Source organism: Nocardia callitridis (assembly GCF_039543305.1).
Lineage (GTDB): Bacteria > Actinomycetota > Actinomycetes > Mycobacteriales > Mycobacteriaceae > Nocardia > Nocardia callitridis.
The window spans coordinates 46,919-67,709 of the sequence record NZ_BAABJM010000005.1 but is presented as its reverse complement, the minus strand read 5'-3'; the positions used below and the strand labels follow the sequence as shown (position 1 = coordinate 67,709).

The window sequence follows — 20,791 nt, the reverse complement described above, 5'->3', positions numbered from 1 at the left end:
ATATTGAGTGGATGACGACGGCGGCAGTACTGGGCGCGGGTTCGTGGGGGACCGCGTTCGCAAAGGTGTTGGCGGACGCGGGAACCGACGTCACGATGTGGGCGCGACGTCCCGAGGTGGCGGAGTCGTTGTCTACGCACCATCGCAATCCGGATTACCTGTCGGATATTCCGCTGCCGCCGATCGCGGCAACGCACGACCCCGCCGTCGCGCTCGCGGGCGCCGACATCGTTGTGCTCGCCGTGCCGTCGCAGTCGTTGCGCACGAACCTGACGGCGTGGAAGGGACTCATCGCGCCGGAGGCGACGCTGGTGAGCCTGATCAAGGGCGTCGAGACGGGGACGCTGCTGCGGATGAGCGAGGTCATCGGCGAGGTCACCGGCGCGGCGCCGGAGCGCATCGCGGTGCTGTCCGGGCCGAATCTGGCCAGGGAGGTCGCGACGTGTCAACCCACCGCGACCGTTATCGCCTGTGCGGACAACGAGCGTGGCGTCGCGTTGCAGCACGCCATCGCCACCGGATACTTCCGTCCGTATACCAACACCGACGTGATCGGCTGTGAGATCGGTGGCGCCTGCAAGAACGTCATCGCGTTGGCCTGTGGCATCGCGTCGGGAATGGGGTTGGGCGACAACTCGATTGCCAGCCTGATCACCAGGGGGCTGGCCGAGATCATTCGGCTCGGTGTCGCGGTCGGCGCCGAACCGGCGACACTGGCCGGGCTGGCCGGAGTCGGCGACCTCGTGGCGACCTGCAATTCGTCGCTCTCGCGCAACCGGTCGTTCGGGCACGTGCTCGGTGCGGGCGGCTCGATGGAGGTCGCTCAGCAAGCGACCCATGGGCAGGTCGCCGAGGGTGTGAAGTCGTGCACATCGGTGCGTGCGCTGGCGGTACGCCACGACGTGGAGATGCCGTTGACGAACGCGGTGCACCAGGTCTGTCACGAGGGTCTTTCGGTGCGAGAAGCGGTCGGGAACCTACTGGGTCGGCGGATCAAGCCCGAGTAGCCGGGTCTCGGCGCGCGCGCCGGGTCCTCGATGGCCGTTGTCGTGGCGCGCGGATATATCGAGGTTGGGCCCGCACCGTTACGGGTACGGTTTCGGACATGACGAACCGGATCAGAGTGGCTGTGGTGTTCGGCGGACGCAGCAACGAGCACGCGGTGTCGTGCGTGTCGGCCGGGAGCGTGCTACGAAACCTCGATCCGAATCGGTACGAGGCGGTGCCGATCGGAATCACCACCGAGGGCAGTTGGGTGCTCGGAAATTCCGACGTGGCCGCCCTCGGGCTGCGCGATCAGGCGCTGCCCGCCGTCGACGGCAGCGGAACCGCGCTGGCCCTGTCCACCGACCCGAGTCGCTCCGGTGCGTTGGTCGCATTGGACGACGCGGGTGCCGCGCTCGGCGCGGTCGACGTCGTCTTCCCGACCCTGCACGGCGCGTTCGGGGAGGACGGAACCCTGCAGGGCATGTTGGAGCTGGCCGGGATTCCCTACGTCGGTCCCGGCGTGCTGGCCAGCGCGGCGGGCATGGACAAGGAGTTCACGAAGAAGCTGTTGGCGGCCGAGGGGCTCCCGGTGGGCACCCAGGTCGTGCTCCGACCGGGCACGGCGACATTGAGCGCCGCCGATCGCGACCGGTTGGGGCTTCCGGTGTTCGTCAAGCCCGCGCGCGGTGGTTCCTCGATCGGGATCACCAAGGTCACGGGGTGGGATCGGCTGGAGGACGCGATCGCGGTGGCGCGCGCGCACGATCCGAAGGTGGTCATCGAATCGGCCATCGTCGGCCGCGAGATCGAGTGCGGCGTGCTGGAATTCCCGGACGGTCGGGTCGAGGCGAGCCTTGCCGCGGAGATCAAGATGCCCGAGCACGGCCCTGCCGCCGAGAATCAGGACTTCTACGACTTCGAGACCAAGTACCTCGATGATGTGTGCGAGTTCGATGTGCCGGCCAAGCTCGACGACGAGGTCTCCGATCAGGTGCGCGAGCTCGCGGTGTCGGCGTTCAAGGCGCTGGATTGCCAGGGGCTGTCGCGGGTGGATTTCTTCATCACCGCGCAGGGCCCGGTGATCAACGAGATCAACACCATGCCGGGGTTCACCGCGATTTCGATGTACCCACGGATGTGGGAGGCCACCGGGGTGGATTACCGAACGTTGGTCTCCACTCTCATCGACACGGCGATCGCGAAGGGCACGGGCTTGCGCTGACGCTGTTGTGGTGCGCCGACGGAAGCGCTGGGTGGGACTTTCGCGACGTTGTCCAGTTGGCTTCGAGTAGCGGCGGCGCGTCTGCGTGATGACGTCGCCTTGGCCGGTCGTGTGGTGACGCTGTCTCGTTGGCGTGTGAGCTGAATTCACGCGATCCGTGGTTGGCCCCGGGGTGACGCTGTCAGCAGGTCGACGGCGTTCACGTCGTGGGGTGAGCCGCCTGGCTTGCCTTTGGCGGTGGGGGTGACCAGGGTCATCGCCTGGCGGTAACCGAACCCGAACGCGCGTGCCGCCTCCAACTGCCCCGGCTCCACCGACTGGGTTCCGCGCCCTTCCGTGATCGTCTGTGTATCGATCGGATCGATCGCCCGGTCCGGCCGGCCCGGTACGCATCCGGCGTTCACCGCGTCCAGGCCACTGTTGAGCGCATCGATCAGCGGCTTGTTGTTCTTGGCATCCGTGCCCGCTTCGCACTGACACACCGCGCGGTCGGTCGTGTGGCGACGCCGTTGTCGAAGCTACCCGGCTCGGAGACAGGTCAATTCGGTAGCGGGCCAGGATCGATGGGCTGTGCGGGTAATGCGGCGGCGAGGGCGTCGGAGACGGTTTGCAGCGGGGTGGGGCCGGAACCGTCAGGGATGGTGACGGCGACGTAGGTCGCTCGGTCGACGGCCACCCAGGTGCTGACCTTCGCGGTGTCGTCGCGGAGCTCGAACCACTGCACGCCGTCGACGAGTTGCAGCGGCGAGGCGCGATCGAATTCGAGTGGGCGGTCGAGGCCGCAGCGCAGGACGACCGCGTCGCCACCCTCCTTCGGCTGCCATGCCCTGGTGGCGGGAGGCGCCGGCTCGACGATTGTGGACTTGGTGAGCTCGCCGAGGTCGATCGGCAGGGCCGGGAGCAGGGCCGCGCACGCCGGGCCGTCCGCGTTCGGTGCGGGGACAGGGCCCAGCGCGAGTGGTTCGCGTTCGACCTCCATCCTGCCGGCGAAGATCGCGATGATCAGCACGGCGACGACCAGCGCGACCGGCAGTGCGACGGCGGTGGCGATGAGCGCGGGGGAGTGCTGCGCGCGTGCCGCGGTTGGTTCGGGGTCCTTGCTCTTCGGGGCTTCGCCGTTGCTCTTCGGGACCTCGCTGTTCGAGACTCGGTCCTTCGAAACGGTGGCACCGGAATTCGGTGCGGAGTCGGCGGTCTCGGGGCGGTCCTCGGGAACGGTCGATGTGGGCTCCGCGCTATCGGCGGTATCGGCACGCTGCTCGGGATCGGGACCGGGCCGCGCATCGGCGGAGCTGTCCTCCCGTGCGGAATCCGACGATTGCGCCGCCATGCGCCTACCCTTTCTCCTCGTCCCGACGCGTGGTCACGGTGTCGAACCGGACCGGCCGATACCACGCCGATGCCTGGCGAAAGGGTACCGTCGTGCCGATTCCCGCCGCCGACACCTCGGAAAGGACTCGTCATCAGCGAGACAACCGTGCGCGAACTCGGCGAGTTCGCGCTGATCGAGCGGATCAACCGCCACCGAGTGCAGCCGTCGTCGGTCTTCCTGGGGCCTGGCGACGACGCCGCGGTGGTGGCCGCGCCGGACGGACGATTCGTCGTCACCACCGACATGCTGGTGCAGAATCGGCACTTCCGGTTGGACTGGTCGAGCCCGCGCGATATCGGGCGTAAGGCGATCGCGCAGAACGCGGCCGATGTGGTGGCGATGGGCGCGGTGCCGACGGCATTCGTGGTCGGACTCGGTCTGCCCGGGGATACCCCGGTCGCGGTGGTCGACGGATTGGCCGACGGAATGTGGGAGGAGGCGGCGCGCGCCGGTGGTGGTCTCGCGGGTGGCGATCTGGTGCGCGGCGAGGAGCTGATCATCTCGGTGACCGCGTTCGGGGATCTGCGCGGACGCCCGCCGATCACCAGAAGCGGCGCACGCGAAGGCGACACCGTCGCGGTGCTCGGCAGACTCGGGTGGTCGGGCGCTGGACTCGCCGTGCTCGGCGCGGGCCACCTAGGGTCCGAGGCCGCCGATTTCGCTGAAGTGCTTGCCGCCCACCGTGTTCCGCAGCCGCCCTACGCGCAGATGCTCGACACGCCGCACACGCGCGCCGAGGAGCCCGCAACCCACGGTGTGGCACGGCTGACCGCGATGACGGATATCTCCGATGGTCTACTCGCCGACCTCGGACATATCGCCGACGCGTCGGGCGTCGGGATCGACCTGGATTCCGGTGCGTTGGGTGACCCGGCGTTGGACGCGATCGCCGCACTGCTGGATGCCGATGCGACGCAATGGATTCTGACCGGTGGCGAGGATCACGCCTTTGTCGGGACCTGGTCGAGCACCGACGCGATCGCGCGGGGATGGACCCCGATCGGGCGAGTCTTCGCCGGTCACGGGGTCACCGTCGACGGCGTATCGCGCCGAGGCAGTGGTGGCTGGGAATCATTCCTCGGGGCAGACTCGGCAAATGCGGAGGACGCACGCTAAATTGTGCGGTCATGGGCGCGAAACCACTGTCGCAGATCATCGATCCGGGATGGGCGAAGGCATTGGAGCCGGTCGCGGATCGTATTACCGCCATGGGCGAGTTTCTCCGTGTCGAGAACAGCTCGGGTCGCGGTTACCTACCCGCCGGTGAGAATGTCCTCCGGGCATTCCAACGTCCGTTCCACGAGGTGCGGGTGCTCGTTGTCGGTCAGGACCCGTATCCGACGCCCGGCCACGCGATGGGGTTGAGTTTTTCGGTGGCGCCGGATGTTTCGCCTGTTCCGCGCAGCCTCGGTAATATCTTCGCCGAATACAGTAAGGATCTCGGCCACGGGACCCCGTCCTGTGGTGACCTGAGCCCCTGGTCGGATCAGGGTGTGCTCATGTTGAACCGAGTGCTCACGGTCTCGCCCGGCCAGCCCGCCTCACATCGGGGTAAAGGCTGGGAGGCGGTGACCGAGCAGGCTATTCGCGCGTTGGTCGCGCGCGATGAGCCGTTGGTGGCGATCCTCTGGGGTCGCGACGCCGGCAGTTTGAAACCGTTGTTGACCGAGGCCGAAGTCCCCTACATCGAGTCGGCGCACCCGTCTCCACTGTCGGCCTCACGGGGATTCTTCGGTTCTCGTCCGTTCTCCCGAGTGAACGAATTGCTCGATGAATTGGGCGCGGAGCCGGTGGACTGGCGCCTGCCATGAGGTGGCGTCTGTGTTGAATATCGAGATCGAATCGAGTTAGGAGCATCTACATGCACCACACCACCGCTCGCGGCGCATTGCGCGGCGCTACTTTGTCTTTGGCGTTCTGCGCCGTCGTCGCCGGTGGGGCGGCCGCCGCGGGTGCGGCGCCGCTGCGGTTGGAGCCCGCCACCGACAACTCCTCCCAGGTCGCGGAGGAGTACACCTCGACGGGTTCCTCCACCATCTCCGCGACCGTGAACGCCAAGATCGCCTGCCTGCTGTTCAACGGCAACTTCCTCTGCTGAGTCGCCTCGCGTGCGGGGCCGCACAGCGGTGAATCCACGCTGTGCGATCCTCGGATAGTGAGTGATGCGAACAATAAGCTCGAGCCGACACCGCTGACATTGCGCGGTTCGGGTGGGATCGAACTGGCGGCCGACCAGTTCGGTCCTGACGACGGCCCGCTCGTGGTCTTCCTGCACGGTGGCGGACAGACCCGTCATTCGTGGAAACAGACCGGGGCGAAGCTGGCCGCGGCGGGCATGCGGGTGGTCACCCTCGACTGTCGCGGTCATGGCGACAGTCAGTGGGCCGCCGACGGTGACTATCGTCGCGAATCCATGGTGCACGATCTGCTGCTGGTACTGGAGCAGATCGGTGCGCCCGCGGTGGTGGTCGGTGCGAGCATGGGTGGGCTCACCGGCCTACTCGCCACCGCGGCGGCAGGCGAGGCGATCAGCGCCCTGGTGCTCGTCGACATCGTGACCAGGCCCGAACCCGCGGGAACCGCGCGGGTGGTCGAGTTTCTCGGCCAACACCGCGACGGGTTCGACACGCTGGAGCAGGCGGCGGACGCGGTCGCCGAATACCTGCCGCACCGACCGCGTCCGAAGAACCCCGACGGCTTGCGCCGCAACCTGCGTCTGCGCGACGGCCGGTGGTATTGGCATTGGGACCCAGCCATTTTGGACCGGCGCTTCGAAGCCGAGGACCCTACCGCGGTGGTGGAACGGCTGGAGGACGCGGCCCGCGCCATGACCGTTCCCGTGCTGCTCGTGCGCGGCACCCATTCGGATGTGGTGAGTGCGCAGGCCGCGGCCGAATTCCAGGCGTTGGTCCCGCACGCTCAGCTCATCGAGCTCGGCGGTGCCGCGCACACCGCGGCCGGTGACGACAACGACGCGTTCACCGAGGTGGTCGCGAAATTCGTGCTGTCGACCAGGAAGTAGGCCTCAGGAGTAGTTCGGCCGCCGCTTCTCCACGAACGCGTTGACGCCCTCGTGGCCTGTCGCCGAGTCGGCGGCCGCCGCGATGGCGTCGCGTTCCCGGTCGAGTTGATCGCTGAGGGTGGCGGAATCCGACTGGGCGAGTAGGGCTTTGATGCTCGCGTAGGTGGAGCGCGGCCCAGCGGCCAGTGTGCGGGCCAGCTCCAGTGCCTCGGTGCGCACGTCGTTGTCGGCAACCAGTCGACTGAGCAGGCCGAGGCGCACCGCCTCTTCGGCGTCGACGACGGCGTCGGTCAGCAGGATCTCCCGCGCCCGGCCCGCACCGACGATCCTCGGCAGCGTCCACGACATGCCGCCGTCGGGGCTCAGTCCGATACCCGGGTAGGCGGGCCGCAGCTTGGTGCTCGCTCCGCCGAGTGCGATATCGGCGGCGCAGACCAGGCTCATGCCCGCCCCCGCTGCCCAGCCGTGCACCCCGGCGACGACGGGGATCGCCGCCGCGTCGAGCGCGCGGACGAATTCGTGCAGGTCGTCGGCCAGGCCACGCACGTGCGCACCCCGGTTCTCGGCCGCCGCGAAACCACGCACGTTGCCGCCCGCACAGAAATTGGCGCCGGAACCGGTCAGCAGGATCGCGCCGACCGAGGAATCCAGCGCGTCGAGTGCGGCTTTACCGGCGGTGATGCCGCCGAAGTCCATGGACGTGCCGTTCGCGGCGGTGGCGATGATGATCTGGAGAACGCCGTCGACGATCGATACGTACTCGGCTTCGGTGGAGGTCATGCTGAGCACCATAGCGCGTCGATTTCGGTCGCGGACCGTGGCGGCGGTCGGTGGGAATCGGCGGTCAAGGGTGTCGGACCATGCGGATTTCGGTTGCGGTGGTAAAGCTTTCGACCCGACGTCGACCGTCGGGGACGAAGCCGTGCCTGCGATAGAAGGCGCGCGCACGGTGGTTTTCCTCGAACACCCACAGTGCGCACGGGGTGGTCGGGGACAGGACCGCGTCCAGCAGCTCATCGGCGAGTCCCGAGCCGTACCGGCTGGCTCGCACGTAGATCGCGCGGAGCTCGCGCGGCGGGCGTGTGTGCCGCTCGCGCGGCACACCGACCTCGGCGAACCCGATCACCTCGGTGTCGATGGTCGCGATCCTGGTGTTGCCGGGGTCGGTCATGGCGAGGCGCTCCCAGCGCTGGGCGGCCCGATGCGGGTCGAAGGCCGCGAGCACGTGCGCGGGCACGATGCCGGGGTAGGCCTCACGCCAGCACGCTATATGGCATCGGGCGACGCCGAGGCTGTGCTCGGCGCGCAGCGGCGTGATCTGCCAGGTCGGCGGGGTCACGGTCGACCCACCTGAGGGACAACGAAACCCCGGACCGCCTGTGTGGGCGGTCCGGGGTATGCGTCGTTGTCGGTGAGCGGCTGAATCAGCCGCGAACGACCTTGCCCGCCTTCAGGCAGGAGGTGCACACATTCATCCGACGGGTGTTACCCGGCGCGACCTGCGCGCGAACGGTCTGAATGTTCGGGTTCCAGCGACGGTTGGTACGCCGGTGCGAGTGCGAGACCGACTTCCCGAAGCCGGGGCCCTTGGCGCAGACGTCGCAGACGGCAGCCATAGTCGCGAACTCCTTCATGTGATGGGGACCGTGGCACCAGGTGCGACAATCCGGAACAAGTGTCATGTGCCTACCGACTCGCGTCGGTCAGCACCGGCCAGGGGAGGCCGGGCGAGGCAACCCTGCAAGGGTAGCGGGCGGGCAACGGTTCTTCCAAACCGGTCCCGGGCGACCGCTGTTGCCGGGATGATTCGGCAGCTCAGGGTACCGAGCCTGGCGATGGGAGAACCGGGCGGTCGGCGTGGGTATACGGCCCGGCGGCGAGGGCGGGGACTCTGTTGTCGGACAATCACTACCCTGCGCTCCGCGCGCATGCCCCTGTACGGCCGAGCGACTCGGCAAGTACGAGATATCGGTTCTCAGCATTGTGGCTGGACGAACTCGGGCCCGACGGGCGATCGCGTGCGATGCCCCCGGAGTCGGCAGTATCGGCGCGTTCGAGGTTCCGCGCAGGAGGGATGACCGCGGGCATAATCGAGTGCCTACATGGGGGCACTCCGCATGGTCACGGTGGTCCGGGGTGCTGCGGCACGAGTTCTTGGCGTGGGTGCCGCGAATGTGTTGTCTCGAGATTCACGGCTGACTTGCGTCGCCGAACACGGCGAGGGTCCAGGATGCCGGGCCGGGCGAGGATATCGGCTTTCCGATCGGTGGCTTCGTTCATTTCGGTGTTGGCTGTGAGTGGGCTATTCGAGTGTCATCGGTATCGCCCGGCGCGGAGGACAGGACGATCGGTTCTGGCGGCGCGCGGCGCCAGGTATTCGGCTGTGTGGAGCCGCGACGGCCTGAACTGGTTGTCGGGGCGGACGGCTAACCTGGCTGGCGTCGGTGGGCGGGTGGCGAATGGGAGAGTGAGGTGGCGGTGCCCGAAGTTCGAGATGCGCTCGAGGCGATCGAGGGCACCGCGTTGCTGCGCTGGGGGCGGGTGTGCCTCGACGAGCTCGCCGAGCGGCGCGAGGAGATCAACGCGCTCAACGTCTTTCCGATCCCGGACGCCGATACCGGCACGAACCTGCTCGCGACGATGCGTGCCGCCGTAGCGTCGGCACAGGCGGTGGTCGAGGCGGCGGCCGACGACGAGACCGTCGTGGGCGAGGTGGTTTTCGAGCCATCGGAGGCTGCTGGGCCGGCTGAGTCTTCGAGTTCGTCGGTACCTTTCGAGTCTTCCCGCTCCTTCGTGGCAGCGTGGCAGCGGCCGACCAATTCCGGCACCCAGTCCTTGGGTCGCCGGTCGGAGCCGTCGGCGGTGCGCGGTGCGGTGTCGACGCATGCGATCGCGGCCGCCATGGCACGGGGCGCGACGGCGGGGGCGCGCGGAAATTCCGGCATCATCCTGTCCCAGGTCTTGCGCGGGATCGCCGACGCCGTGCACACCGGGCCGCTGACGGCCCGCACCCTGCGTGTCGCGCTGGCGCGGGCCGCGGCCCTGGTGCGCGAGGGACTGAGCGTGCCGATCGAGGGCACCATCCTCACGGTGCTGGAGGCGGCGTCGACCGGCGCCGCCGGGTGCCGGGACGCGACGCTCGCCGACGTGGCGCTGGTCGCCGCCGACAGTGCCGCCGCGGCGTTGGCCGCGACCCCCACTCAGCTCGGGGTGCTGCGCGCGGCGGGGGTTGTCGACGCGGGCGCGCGAGGGCTTGTCGTCCTGCTGGACGGACTGGTCGCGGTCAGCGCGGGGGCGGCGCCCGCGCGGCCGGACTACTCCCGCGACGTCACCGACGCGGTGCTGGCCGAGCGCCGCGCGGTCGAATCCGAAGCGGCGAGTGCGCATTACGAGGTGATGTATCGGCTTTCCCGCACTGATTCGAGCTCGGTGACGCGGTTGCGGGCGCGGTTGGCCGAGTTGGGCGATTCGGTCGTGGTGGTCGACGACGGCGTGGGCGCGTGGTCGGCGCACGTGCACTGCGCGGACGCGGGCGCCGCCGTCGAGGCCGGTCTCGCCGCGGGCACGCTCGCCGGAATCCGTATCGAAACGATCCCGTCGAGCGCACCCGCCGAACGCCCGCACGGGAGCCATGACACCGCGGCGTCGAGCGGGATCGACCACCTGGGTCAGGTGCACAACCTGGGGCCGCAAGGCAGTTCGGCCCGGTCAGACGAGGCGGGTCCCGTCCGTGCGCACGCCGAAAGTCATGCGGTCGAACGGAAAGCATCCGGGGCGGTGGCGCCCGGTGCCGCACAGGGTGTGGCGGACGACGCGCGGCGAGACCACAAGCGCTGCGCGCGGTTGGCGCAGGTGTCGGCGAATGTGGTGGTGGCGCAATCGGAGACGGCCAATGTGGTCGCCGATCCCACGGCGGGTTCCCGCGGTGTCGAGGTCGGCGCCGCGCCCGCCCAACCCGACGCGCCCGACGAGCCCGCCGATCGCGGGGTGCTCGCGGTCGTCGCGGGGCACGGCGCGGCGGCATTGTTTCAGGACTCTGGTGCGGTGGTGCTCGGCGCCGAGGAGCCGGTCACCGCGCCCGCGCTACTCGACGCGATTCGCGCGATGCCGAATCGGGAGGTGCTGGTGTTGCCCAATGGCGCGTTACCCGCGCACGAGTTGGTCGCGGTGGGTGTCGCGGCTCGTGACACCCACCGCGACGTCCTGCTGTTGCCGAGCGGGTCGATGGTGCAGGGGCTCGCGGCGCTCGCTGTCCACGATCGCGGCCGCATCGCCGTCGACGACACCTTCGCCATGTCGGAGGCCGCCGCGACCACTCGCTGGGGTGCGTTGCGTGCCGCGAACGAACGCGCGCTCACCATGGTCGGCACCTGTGAGGCGGGGGACGGGCTCGGACTCGTCGGCAACGATGTCGTGGTGATCGAGCGCGAGGTGTTCGCCGCGGGCGTGACGCTGCTCGATCGCATGCTCGCCTTCGGCGGTGAATTGGTCACCCTGCTCATGGGCGCGACCGCACCGCCGGAGCTGTCCTCGGGCCTGGCCGCGCATATCGGCCACGGCTTTCCCGGTGTGGAGGTAGCGGTGTATTCGGGGGGACAGCCCGACGACCTGGTGCAGATCGGAGTGGAGTAGGCATGGCGGCACTGAGTGATCGGCTCGATCATGTGCTCGGCGTCAAGGCGGCGGGGTCGCTGGTCGACGCGTTCGATATGCACACCGTCGAGGACCTGTTGCGGCATTATCCCACGCGGTATGCCACGCACGGCCAGCCGCTCACCGAGGAAGCGCCGGAGGACGGCTCGCACATCACCGTGATCGGGCGCATCACCAAGGCCGAGTTGCGACCGATGCGCAACCGTCGTGGTTCGCTGTTGAAGGTGGTGCTCGATACCGGTTCCGGCCAGGGCGTCGACGTCACCTTTTTCAATGGCGACAAGGTGAAATACGTGGTGCGCGAGGGCTCGCGGGCGATGATGTCGGGCACCGTCAATTATTGGCGCCCCGGCCAGTGGAGCTTGAACCATCCCGGCTATCTGATTCTGCCCGAGAGCGATGACGACTCGGTCGCCGCGCTCACCAAGGTGCGCGGCGGCGGCCACCTGCGTGGTCTGGCGCAGAGCGCGAAAGGGGAAGGTGGAGTGGATGCCTCGTTCATGGAGCGCGAGTTCATCCCGGTGTATCCCGCGACCGCGAAGGTGCAGAGCTGGGATGTGCTCGCCTGCGTGCGTCAGGTGCTCGACCAGCTGGACCCGATCGCGGACCCGCTGCCGGAGCAGGTGCTCGCCGAGCGCGACCTGCTGCCGGTGTCGGATGCGTTGCGGCTGATCCACCTGCCCGAACGCAAGTCCGATATCGATGCGGCCGAGCAGCGGCTGTGTTTCGATGAGGCGCTGGCGTTGCAGTTGGTGCTTGCCGAGCAACGGCACGAGAATTCGGCGCGGAAGGCCCGCGCGTGCCCGCCGCGCGCGGACGGGATCGCGGCGGCGTTCGAGCAGCGGTTGCCGTTCGAGCTCACCGAGGGACAGCACCAGGTGATCGGCGAGATCTCCTCGGACCTGTCGCGCACGCATCCGATGCATCGGCTGCTGCAAGGTGAGGTCGGCTCGGGCAAGACGATCGTCGCCTTGCACGCGATGCTCCAGGTGGTGGACGCCGGTCAACAATGCGCGTTGCTCGCGCCGACGGAAGTGCTTGCCGCGCAGCATTATCGATCGTTGAGCGCCATGCTGGGGAACCTCGGTACCTCGGGTGAGCTGGGTGCCGCGGAGTATTCGACCCAGCTCACCTTGGTGACCGGTTCGATGTCGGCGGCGACCAAGCGCGCGGCGTTGCTGGCGGCGGTGAGCGGTGACGCGGGGATCGTGATCGGCACGCATGCCTTGATCCAGGACAATGTCGAGTTCTTCGACCTCGGCATGGTGATCGTCGACGAGCAGCATCGATTCGGGGTGGAGCAACGAGACGCGCTGCGTGCCAAGGCGAAAGCGGATGCGAGCCCGCACCTGCTGGTGATGACGGCGACGCCGATTCCGCGCACGATCGCGATGACGACGCTCGGAGACCTGGAGACCTCGACGCTGACCCAGTTGCCGAGGGGGCGTTCGCCGATCGCGTCGAAGGTCGTGCCGCGCAAGCAACATCCGAAATGGGTGGACCGCGCGTGGGACCGGATCATCGAAGAGGTCGAGGCGGGGCGGCAGGCGTACGTGGTGTGCTCGCGCATCGGTGACGACGAGGAGGGTACGACGGGCAAGCGCGGCAAGAAGGCCGCCGCCGAAAAGGAGACCCCGAAAACCCAGGCGGCGCTGGAGGTTTTCGAGACGCTGCGGGACGGTCCGTTGGCGAACGTGCGCGTCGGACTGCTGCATGGTCGGCTGCCCTCGGACGAGAAGGATCAGGTGATGCGTGAGTTCAACGACGCGGCACTGGATGTGCTCGTCTGCACCACGGTGGTCGAGGTCGGTGTCGACGTGCCGAACGCGACGGTGATGGTGATTCTCGACGCCGATCGGTTCGGCGTCAGCCAGCTGCACCAGCTGCGCGGCAGGATCGGTCGCGGCAAGCACGCGGGGCTGTGTTTGCTGGTCACCGATGCCGCGCCCACCGGGTCGGCGATGGCGCGCCTGGAGGCGGTCGCGGCGACCACCGACGGTTTCGAGTTGGCGGTACTCGACCTGCGTACCCGCAGGGAGGGCGATGTGCTCGGGGCCGCGCAATCGGGTACCACGCGATCGCTGCGGCTGCTCTCGCTGCTCGACGACCTCGAAGTGATCACCGCGGCACAGGATTTCGCCAGACAGATCATCGAATCCGATCCCGGCCTACGCGCGCATCCCGGCTTGGCGGGCATGATGCGTGCCGCCGTCGATGCGCAGCGTTTGGATTATCTGGCGAAATCTTGACCGTCTGTCGATACCGGTGAACGTGGTAACGGGGGATAGGGCAGGTCGGTCGCGGTGTGCTCGGTGACCGCGAGCGGGGTGCCCAGATGCGGGAACGCGCGTTGTGGGCAGGCGGCACGTTCGCAGATCTTGCAGCCGGCGCCGATCGCGACGGCGGCCGCCGGGTCGTCGAGTGGTTGGTTGTCGCCGTAGACGGTGCGGTCGGCGTATTCGATATCGCAGCCGAGCCCGATCGCGAATTCCCTGGGCGGCGCGCCGAATCCAGTGCTGGCGGTGGTGGTTCGGGCGATCCACAGGTAGCGCCGTTCGTCCGGCATCTCGGCGACCTGGGTGAGTATGCGGCCGGGGTGGGCGAACGCGTCGTGCACGACCCACAGTGGACAGCTGCCGCCGACTCTGGCGAAGTGAAATGCGTTCGCGGACTGGCGTTTCGAGATATTGCCCGCGCGGTCGGTGCGGATGAAAAAGAACGGGACGCCGCGTTGTCCTTGCCGCTGCAGGGTGCTGAGCCGGTGGCAGATGGTTTCGTGGCCGACCTCGAAACGGAGCGCGAGCAGGTCGATGTCGTAGCGCAGTTCCTCCGCCGAGCGCAGGAACCGCCCGTAGGGCAGTACCAGTGCGCCGGCGAAATAATGGGCGAGCGCGATTCTGGTGAGGGTGCGGGATTCGCCGGTGAGCGAAGGGGTTTCGGCGAGCGCGGAATCGAGCTCGGCACCGTAGAGGAGGTAGGCGAGGGTGGCCGCGATCTGGAAGGCGCGCTGTCCGGTTCGTAACCGTCGCGCGAGGGTGAGCGTGCGTGTCTTGGCGTCATAGTGACGTTTCGGGATGCTGGTGTCGGCGCCGTCACCGCGCACGAGGACCGTGACTCCCGCGCGTTCCTCGGCGACCCTGGCCAGCTGACGGTCGAGTGAGCCGATGCCGAGACCGGATTGCTCGAAGAGTAGTTCGGCGGCGAGGTCGAGCTGCGGGATGTGGTTGTGGTGGTCGTAGAAGTAGTCGCGGACGTTTTCGGAGGGCGCGGGCATACTCGGCGCGTCGGCGGGCGCGGTGATCCTGGCCGAGAAGAGATCGAGCTGGTCGGTGGCGGCGCGTAGTCGCCGGTGCATCGCGACGAGGATGCGTGCGACTTCGGGCTGGCGCGTGGCGAGTTCCTCGACCTCGGTGAGCGGTGCGGTGTTGGCACCGGCGGTGTCCATCAGCACGTCGTGCAGGTCCGAGACCAGGCGGGCGTCGGAGTCGGCGGCGAAGAATCGGACGTCCAGGTCGAAGGTCGAGTTGAGTTTGAGCAGCACGGGAATGGTGAGCGGTCGTTGGTCGCGCTCCATCTGATTGAGGTAGCTGGGCGAGAGGTCCAGCGACTTGGCCAGCGCGGCCTGGGTGAGTCTGCGTTCTTCGCGCAGTCGCCGCAAGCGGGCGCCCGCATACATCTTGCGCACGGGCAGATGGTAGCTGTCATGCTTCGCAAACATCGCATATCCAGTGGTCTTTCCTCGGGAAAAATGCTGTTTCGAGGAGTTATAGCCGATGATTCACGCTGCGTAGCGTGTGAAGGATGCGCTATGCCTGGTCACACGGATGCCGGGAGGCGACCGACCGGCAAACTGTCGATTCCCGCCCGAAACGAACAAATGCTTGGTTGACTATCGCGGAATCGGTGGCTGGTTGGCGCGTAACAGGGTGTTCGCCGGCAGCGGAAAGGATGTGTGGTCATGCAGACAGAGGGCGAACTGGTCCGCGCGATGTGCGCGAGCTGGTCGGACCCCGATCCGAATCGGATCAGCGACTTCTTCGCCGAAGACGCCGTTTACCACAATATTCCGATGGAGCCGGTGATCGGCCGCGCGGCCATCCGCGACTTCATCGCGGGCTTCCTCGCGACGTTCGACGCGATCGACTTCGAGATCCACCATCAGGTGGCGTCGGGGTCGATCGTGATGAACGAGCGCACCGACAGCTTGCGCGGCGCCGGCAAGGTGACGCGACTGCCGGTGATGGGGTATTTCGAGGTCGTCGACGGCGCGATCACCGTGTGGCGCGACTACTTCGACATGGCCGCGATCACTCGTGCCTTCGGGTCATGACGAAGGTTGGGGTGCTTCGGCGGGGACACGCAGGATGGGATCGGTGGTCGCCGACGGGTCGGAGGACGTTGCGGGGTCGGGTAATTCGGAGTGCCGTGCGAACGCCTGATCCAACAGCTCGGCGGCGGCGCGGGTGGCGATGAGTCGCGCGATGGCGAGGTCGGTCTCCAACTTCGCGCGGTCGCGGGGCGTTCGGTCGGACTCTTCGTAGGACTGCCCCGCGAGTCGGTAGAACAACTCGGTGGCGTACCGGTCGACCGTGCGGTCGACATCGGTTCTGAGTCGTTCGATCAGCCGGAAGGTATCCGCGGCCGGCAGGCCGGTATCGGCGAGCCTGGTCGCCAGGTCGCAGCAGCGCGGATTGGTGACCCGGTAGGCCTCGAGCGGGTCGTCGCTGTTGGCCAGTGCCTGCCTGGCGTATTCGGGCAGCTCGGAGTGCTCGTGTTGCGCTTGCTCGCCGTCGCCTTCCGCGCCGTCGGGCGCGCCGATGCTCGCCAGGGAGTCTTCGGCATCGCGGACGCCGAGGACGTCGGCGAGTCCGTCGCCGCGGTCCCATGCCTCGAGCAACTCCCTGATCCCGTTCAGCTTCATACCCCGGCCGAGCAGACGACTGATCGTCTGTAGCCGGCCGAGGTGGTCGGAACCGTAATAGCCGATCCGGCCACGCACTTCGGGTGAGGGCAGCAGTCCGCGTTCGTGGTAGACGCGGACGCTGCGCACGGTGGTGTCGGCTGCCCGTGCGAGCTCATCAATCGTGAATTCAGAGTCTGCAGCCATGTTTACCAGGTAACCATAATTATGACCCCGTCAAAAATGAACCGTTCGATAACGTACCGTTACGACGATAGCGTTAAGTTGCTGACAGGTCAACGAGCCGTTATTTGGGAGCACATAAGCTTGCCGCGCGGACAACCGTGGGCTAACGTGCGATGACCAGCTCTTCACGGCTGGGTTCCGGGGACTGTCGAGCAGCCCTGATGACCACCCGATCCATGGGACACGCAGCGGATTCGCCGCGTGCCCTCGGCGTCCCCGGAGATGGCTATGAGCATTACGCGGATCGTTCCGCTTTCCCCCAAAACCTCTGTAGTAGCAAAGGTTTCAACTACCCCCCGCGAGCCCGCGATTCCCGCCGCCGAACGGTCGAACAACCGGCCCGTCGCCAGTCGCGCGAAATCCAGTCAACGTCCGCCGTGTGCGGATGCTCCGGACAACTGGGACATGGACACGGGAAGCCCCGAGGCCTGGCACGCCGCCGTTCAGGTCTGCGGGAGCTGCCCGCTCGCCGCGCAGTGCACGCAACTGGTGCGAGAGCTCATCGAGCGCGGTGACGGCCCCCGCGCCATGATCTGGGCGGGCGTGGCCTACGACAACTCGGGAACGATCGTCGAGAACCTGGACCGACACCGCGTGACGCCGGTGGGTCACAAGCGTCCGATGCGGATCATCCGCAATGGTTCCCGACCGTTGCGTGCTGGCCCCGCGCTCGCGGCTCCACGCAGGCACATCGTGCTCGGGCGGCCGCTGGAGCGCACCGGAATCGAGGCGGGATGACGGCGTCTCGCGTGTCGTCGCCGCGTGTGCTGAGGGTCGACGCATGACCACGCTCGCGCTGGAGATCGGGACGAAGGGCTTCGCCGCCAGTCGGATCGAGGACGACGACCCCGACAGCGTCCGGCGTATCGCCTTGCCGACCAGCGACGCGTGGGCCAGGTGTCGTGACCTGCTGCTGGAGACGGCGCGCGGCGACCAGGTCACCGGCGTCGGAATCGGCTCGATCGGGCCGATCGATATGCCTGCGGGGGTTGTCGCCCCCTCGGAGATCGCGCAGTGGCGTACGGGCTTCGCGATCGTCGAGGCGGTGGGCAAGGTATTCCCCTCCGCCTCGGTGCAATTGGGATTCGCTGGGGTGTGCCAGGCGCTCGCCGAGCGGAACTTCGGGATGACCACCGAGGTCATGGATTCGTTGTCGTTGATCGTCTCCGACCGGATCAGCGCCGGGGTGATGGTCGGTGGTTTCGTCGCCGTCGGCAGGACGGGCAACGGCGGCCACATCGGGCACATGATCGCCCCCGGTTTCGACGACCAGTGTGAATGCGGGGGGCGTGGGTGTTTGGAGGCCGTGGCGGGTGCCGCGTCCGTCGTTCGGTGGGCACGCGAACAGGGCTGGCAGGCAACGACATCCGCGGAGCTGATCGCATCGGCGGCGACGGGCGACCAGGTGGCGCGTGCCGCGCTCGGCCGGGCGGGAACGGCGCTCGGTCGCGTGATCGCCTCGGTCGCCGCGTTGCTCGATCTGGATCGTGTGGTCGTCGGCGGCGATCTCGCGCAGGCTGGGCCCGCGCTGTGGCAGCCGCTGAACGAGGCGGTGGCGACCCATGCCAGGCTCAGCTTCCTGCCCGGGCTGCGGGTAGTGCCTTCCCAGCTCGGTGATCTCGGCGTTCTCGCGGGTGCGGGCGTGCTCGGATTATCCGCACAGGGCTGACTCGACCCGCCTGACACCGCGCGTAGTGCCGGTTATCCGTTGTGCGGGAACGTATTTCGGGTGTCGAGTGGCTGGTTGCCGTGGACACGAAGGGTGACGTGGTTTCGCGATCACGTCACCCTTTCGTTCGTCTCGGGTCCGACCAGGCATGAACGTTGACCGTCGGGTGGGTAAACATCGAGTCGTTCGACGGCTCCGTGCGGCATTTCTCGGCGATGACCTGGTGAAACCCGGCTTGACACACGTACGACATCAGATTGCCGTTTGATCGAACCGCTAAACAACGGTACATTGCCCAAGTCACAGAATGACTCGTCTTCGGACGAGGGTTCAGAGAAACGGCTGGTATGGGCGAGTGCGATGCGAGTGACGCAGTGATTCCGTGGGTGACCATCGAAACGTTGACGCCCGAGATGATCTCGGTGGCGTCGGTAGGCGAGGCGCCGCGCGGCTTTGCCGGGTGGCAGCGGGTAGTGCAACGACTACTGTCCAAGACTCCCGCGGTCTACGACACCTTCACGACCTCGGCGATCGCCGAGGCCGTTCAGACGGCGCGCGAGCGGGCCGAGGAGCTGGATCTGGAGATTCCCTCGCGCTCGGGGCCGCACCTGCTGAAACTGCGGCCGGTCTTCGGCCCGGCGGGCGATGTGCACGCGATGCGAATGTGGTTGGGTCCCGCTTCGGAATCGGTGCCGCAGTCCAACGCCGCCGTCGGCGCGATCTGGGACCTCGAAACGCAAACCCTCCAATTGCCCAGCGGCAGCACCCGTTTGCCCGGGATATCGGCCGAACGGTACGTGCCGAGAATGTCGATCGCCGAGCTGTTTCGTCAGATGCCGACCTTCGACGGCCACGCCGAGGTGCTCGATCTGCTCTACGGCCCCCGCGCGGGCGCCAAGCTCCAGTTCGACGTGGCGGTCACCGACTGGTCGGGACGTCCGCCGGGGCAGTGGCGCATCACCATTCGAGCGCGCGACGACGAAAGAACCCGAGGCGCATGGTGGTTGATCGAAGACGTCACCTCCGCCGACACCCCGGCCGAGTGGCCGACCCTCGAACGAGTCGGCCTGCGCGAAGCCCACCGCCGCGCCGGAACCCACCTCGCCGTCGTCCAGCTTGAGCACACCAGCATTTCGCACTGGCTCACCGATCCCGCGCCGTGGGTGCGCTGGGACTACCTGTTCCGTCCGGTGGATGTCTTTCATCAGGATGATCGCCCCCGGTTGGTGGAACTGGGTGCGCGGCTGCGGTCCGGCGATACCGCGGGTGTCACGATTCGCGCGCTCGACTACGGCGGCGGATACACGCCGACCTCGTTGTTGCTCTACCCCTATCCCGGCTATGCCAACAGTCAGCTGGCCATCGCGCAGCTGGTGCGGATCGCCGATAATTTCCCGGTCCTCGACCAGGTTCGGCCCGCCTCGGAATCCAGACAACGTGGCGCGCCCGTGGGTTATGACGAGCAATTGCGGCATTGGTTGGCGGGTCGAAGGAAACATAGCCCCGCCTACTGAGGTATTACCGGCGAGTATTCCCATCGGTGGGAGCGATCGAGCGCCGTGGTGACCGTAGTGCTCTCTACCATTCCGAGAGTGAGGACAGTTGCTGGACAGGCGGATTCGGGCCAAGCCTTGCTCCGTCGCATGGCGGCCCGTAGACGGCGCGATAATGCTGTGCTCGCTGTGCTCGCTGTGCTGTCGGTGCTCGGGGGCGGGCACGCGATTTTCAGTATGTTCACCTCGGATGCGCCCCCTCCGGTGGATGGTTCGGCGACAGTGGCGATCGGCCATGCGCAATTGGTCGGCTCGTTCGCCGAGCGGTTCGTGGTTACCTATCTCGGTGCCGCAGCGGGCCAACAGGACCGGCTGGCGGAATTCGTTACCGTGCCGCAGGTGTCTTTGCCGTCGAAGGGCAAAGAGGTGTCCGATCCTGCCGTGATCTATCTGTCGCGCGAGGTCTCCGGTGCCGGGCTCGAGGTCTGGTCGGCGACGATCTCAGTGACCGATCACGCTGGCGGTACGGACACTGGTACCACGCGCGCCGGTGCTTCGACGACCCATGCGACCACCGGCGCGAAGAGCACCGCGAAAGATGAGCAGGCGGCGGAGCGACTACACGAGTATTACCGCGTACCAGTTGTTCTCGCTGGTGGCCGACCACGGGCTATGGCGCTGCCTGCGATGGTAGAGCCGCCCGCTCGAGGCGAGGACCTCGGTGCGGTGTACGACTCGCCCTGCTCGAGCGAGACCCCTCTGGCTCAGGTGACCTCCGGGTTTCTCACGACATTCCTCACCGGCACCGGCGATGTCGGGCGGTACACGGCGCTTGGTGTACCCATCGTCGCGCTGCGGCCCGCCCCGTTCACCGGACTCGACGGTGTCACGGTGACCGCTGACGACTCGGGGTGTGGTGCGAACGGAACCGTGGCGCACGTGCTGGCAACGGTCAATCCGAAGACCGAGTCCGCAACCGCCGCGACCCTGGTATACCCCTTGACCCTTGTTCGTGACGGCGGGCAGTGGCAGGTCCAGTCCATGGATTCGATTCCCGCGCTGTCGCAACCATTGTCGGTGATCGCCAACCAGGACCCCGGAAGGGGTAATGCCAGCAGCACTGAGAGCGCGGCGGCGACTACCAGTACTGCGCTGTCATCGGCGGTTCAGATTCCGCCCGCCACCCAGAAGTGAAACCACGAGAGGCCGGTTAATGGGTAATTTGAG

Annotated in this window: 20 protein-coding genes; 13 read left to right on the top strand and 7 right to left on the bottom strand. The window is 67.4% G+C overall.

Annotated features, from left to right (window positions below; all coding sequences use genetic code 11):
- Window positions 1-11: 11 nt before the first annotated feature.
- Together ABEA50_RS22870 and ABEA50_RS22865 are read left to right on the top strand one after the other, a co-directional pair.
- Entirely contained in the window at window positions 12-1,007 is a 996-nt protein-coding gene (locus ABEA50_RS22870; protein ID WP_345497807.1) for an NAD(P)H-dependent glycerol-3-phosphate dehydrogenase, read from the top strand.
- Between the two features lie 98 nt (window positions 1,008-1,105).
- Window positions 1,106-2,209 carry a D-alanine--D-alanine ligase family protein gene (locus ABEA50_RS22865; RefSeq protein ID WP_345497806.1) on the top strand — a complete coding sequence of 368 codons (1,104 nt, stop codon included), beginning with the start codon at window positions 1,106-1,108 and terminating at the stop codon, window positions 2,207-2,209.
- Between the two features lie 146 nt (window positions 2,210-2,355).
- Here the strand turns inward: ABEA50_RS22865 and ABEA50_RS22860 are convergent, their stop codons facing one another.
- Together ABEA50_RS22860 and ABEA50_RS22855 are read right to left on the bottom strand one after the other, a co-directional pair.
- Window positions 2,356-2,691, bottom strand: coding sequence for a hypothetical protein (locus tag ABEA50_RS22860; RefSeq protein ID WP_345497804.1), 336 nt, complete (start codon window positions 2,689-2,691; stop codon window positions 2,356-2,358).
- 56 nt (window positions 2,692-2,747) lie between these two features.
- Window positions 2,748-3,539 carry a DUF3515 domain-containing protein gene (locus tag ABEA50_RS22855; RefSeq protein ID WP_345497803.1) on the bottom strand — a complete coding sequence of 264 codons (792 nt, stop codon included), beginning with the start codon at window positions 3,537-3,539 and terminating at the stop codon, window positions 2,748-2,750.
- Window positions 3,540-3,686: 147 nt separating this feature from the next.
- Between ABEA50_RS22855 and ABEA50_RS22850 the strand changes: the two genes are divergently transcribed.
- From ABEA50_RS22850 to ABEA50_RS22835, 4 genes are read left to right on the top strand one after another with little or no spacing between them, the layout of a single operon-like run.
- The gene (locus ABEA50_RS22850) at window positions 3,687-4,697 is read left to right on the top strand and encodes a thiamine-phosphate kinase (protein WP_345497802.1); all 1,011 of its coding nucleotides are present in this window, start codon (window positions 3,687-3,689) and stop codon (window positions 4,695-4,697) included.
- Window positions 4,698-4,708: 11 nt separating this feature from the next.
- Complete coding sequence (locus ABEA50_RS22845; RefSeq protein WP_345497801.1) at window positions 4,709-5,392, top strand: uracil-DNA glycosylase; 684 nt, start codon at window positions 4,709-4,711, stop codon at window positions 5,390-5,392.
- 50 nt (window positions 5,393-5,442) lie between these two features.
- On the top strand, window positions 5,443-5,679 hold the full coding sequence (locus ABEA50_RS22840; protein WP_345497800.1) for a hypothetical protein: 237 nt from the start codon (window positions 5,443-5,445) through the stop codon (window positions 5,677-5,679).
- Window positions 5,680-5,736: 57 nt separating this feature from the next.
- On the top strand, window positions 5,737-6,603 hold the full coding sequence (locus tag ABEA50_RS22835; protein ID WP_345497799.1) for an alpha/beta fold hydrolase: 867 nt from the start codon (window positions 5,737-5,739) through the stop codon (window positions 6,601-6,603).
- 3 nt (window positions 6,604-6,606) lie between these two features.
- Here ABEA50_RS22835 and ABEA50_RS22830 read toward each other — a convergent pair whose 3' ends face one another.
- The 3 genes from ABEA50_RS22830 to rpmB form a co-directional block, all read right to left on the bottom strand.
- Window positions 6,607-7,383 (bottom strand): enoyl-CoA hydratase/isomerase family protein, encoded by a 777-nt coding sequence (locus ABEA50_RS22830; protein WP_345497798.1) that lies wholly within the window; start codon window positions 7,381-7,383, stop codon window positions 6,607-6,609.
- A gap of 64 nt (window positions 7,384-7,447) precedes the next feature.
- A complete protein-coding gene (locus ABEA50_RS22825; RefSeq protein WP_345497796.1) occupies window positions 7,448-7,942 on the bottom strand; it encodes a GNAT family N-acetyltransferase in 495 nt (164 codons plus the stop codon).
- 85 nt (window positions 7,943-8,027) lie between these two features.
- Window positions 8,028-8,219: a 50S ribosomal protein L28 gene (rpmB, locus tag ABEA50_RS22820; RefSeq protein WP_011210730.1), complete on the bottom strand. Its 192-nt coding sequence runs from the start codon at window positions 8,217-8,219 to the stop codon at window positions 8,028-8,030.
- Between the two features lie 862 nt (window positions 8,220-9,081).
- Between rpmB and ABEA50_RS22815 the strand changes: the two genes are divergently transcribed.
- Both ABEA50_RS22815 and recG read left to right on the top strand, forming a co-directional pair.
- A complete protein-coding gene (locus ABEA50_RS22815; RefSeq protein WP_345497794.1) occupies window positions 9,082-11,235 on the top strand; it encodes a DAK2 domain-containing protein in 2,154 nt (717 codons plus the stop codon).
- Window positions 11,236-11,237: 2 nt separating this feature from the next.
- Window positions 11,238-13,505, top strand: coding sequence for an ATP-dependent DNA helicase RecG (recG, locus tag ABEA50_RS22810; RefSeq protein ID WP_345497793.1), 2,268 nt, complete (start codon window positions 11,238-11,240; stop codon window positions 13,503-13,505).
- On the opposite strand, the gene ABEA50_RS22805 is transcribed toward recG, so the two are convergent.
- Complete coding sequence (locus ABEA50_RS22805) at window positions 13,487-14,974, bottom strand: short-chain fatty acyl-CoA regulator family protein (protein WP_345497792.1); 1,488 nt, start codon at window positions 14,972-14,974, stop codon at window positions 13,487-13,489. The genes recG and ABEA50_RS22805 overlap by 19 nt on opposite strands.
- A gap of 240 nt (window positions 14,975-15,214) precedes the next feature.
- Here ABEA50_RS22805 and ABEA50_RS22800 point away from each other — a divergent pair, with 240 nt between their 5' ends.
- A complete protein-coding gene (locus tag ABEA50_RS22800) occupies window positions 15,215-15,586 on the top strand; it encodes a nuclear transport factor 2 family protein (RefSeq protein ID WP_345497791.1) in 372 nt (123 codons plus the stop codon).
- On the opposite strand, the gene ABEA50_RS22795 is transcribed toward ABEA50_RS22800, so the two are convergent.
- Window positions 15,581-16,363: a MerR family transcriptional regulator gene (locus tag ABEA50_RS22795; protein WP_345497789.1), complete on the bottom strand. Its 783-nt coding sequence runs from the start codon at window positions 16,361-16,363 to the stop codon at window positions 15,581-15,583. The genes ABEA50_RS22800 and ABEA50_RS22795 overlap by 6 nt on opposite strands.
- A gap of 444 nt (window positions 16,364-16,807) precedes the next feature.
- Here ABEA50_RS22795 and ABEA50_RS22790 point away from each other — a divergent pair, with 444 nt between their 5' ends.
- The 4 genes from ABEA50_RS22790 to ABEA50_RS22775 all read left to right on the top strand — a co-directional run bounded on the left by ABEA50_RS22790 (window position 16,808) and on the right by ABEA50_RS22775 (window position 20,758).
- Window positions 16,808-17,140 (top strand): hypothetical protein, encoded by a 333-nt coding sequence (locus ABEA50_RS22790; protein WP_345497787.1) that lies wholly within the window; start codon window positions 16,808-16,810, stop codon window positions 17,138-17,140.
- Between the two features lie 43 nt (window positions 17,141-17,183).
- Window positions 17,184-18,071 carry an ROK family protein gene (locus tag ABEA50_RS22785; RefSeq protein ID WP_345497785.1) on the top strand — a complete coding sequence of 296 codons (888 nt, stop codon included), beginning with the start codon at window positions 17,184-17,186 and terminating at the stop codon, window positions 18,069-18,071.
- Between the two features lie 386 nt (window positions 18,072-18,457).
- Window positions 18,458-19,585, top strand: a complete 1,128-nt coding sequence (locus ABEA50_RS22780; RefSeq protein WP_345497783.1) for a GAF domain-containing protein — start codon at window positions 18,458-18,460, stop codon at window positions 19,583-19,585.
- Between the two features lie 78 nt (window positions 19,586-19,663).
- Window positions 19,664-20,758, top strand: a complete 1,095-nt coding sequence (locus ABEA50_RS22775; RefSeq protein WP_345497782.1) for a conjugal transfer protein — start codon at window positions 19,664-19,666, stop codon at window positions 20,756-20,758.
- Window positions 20,759-20,791: the final 33 nt, after the last annotated feature.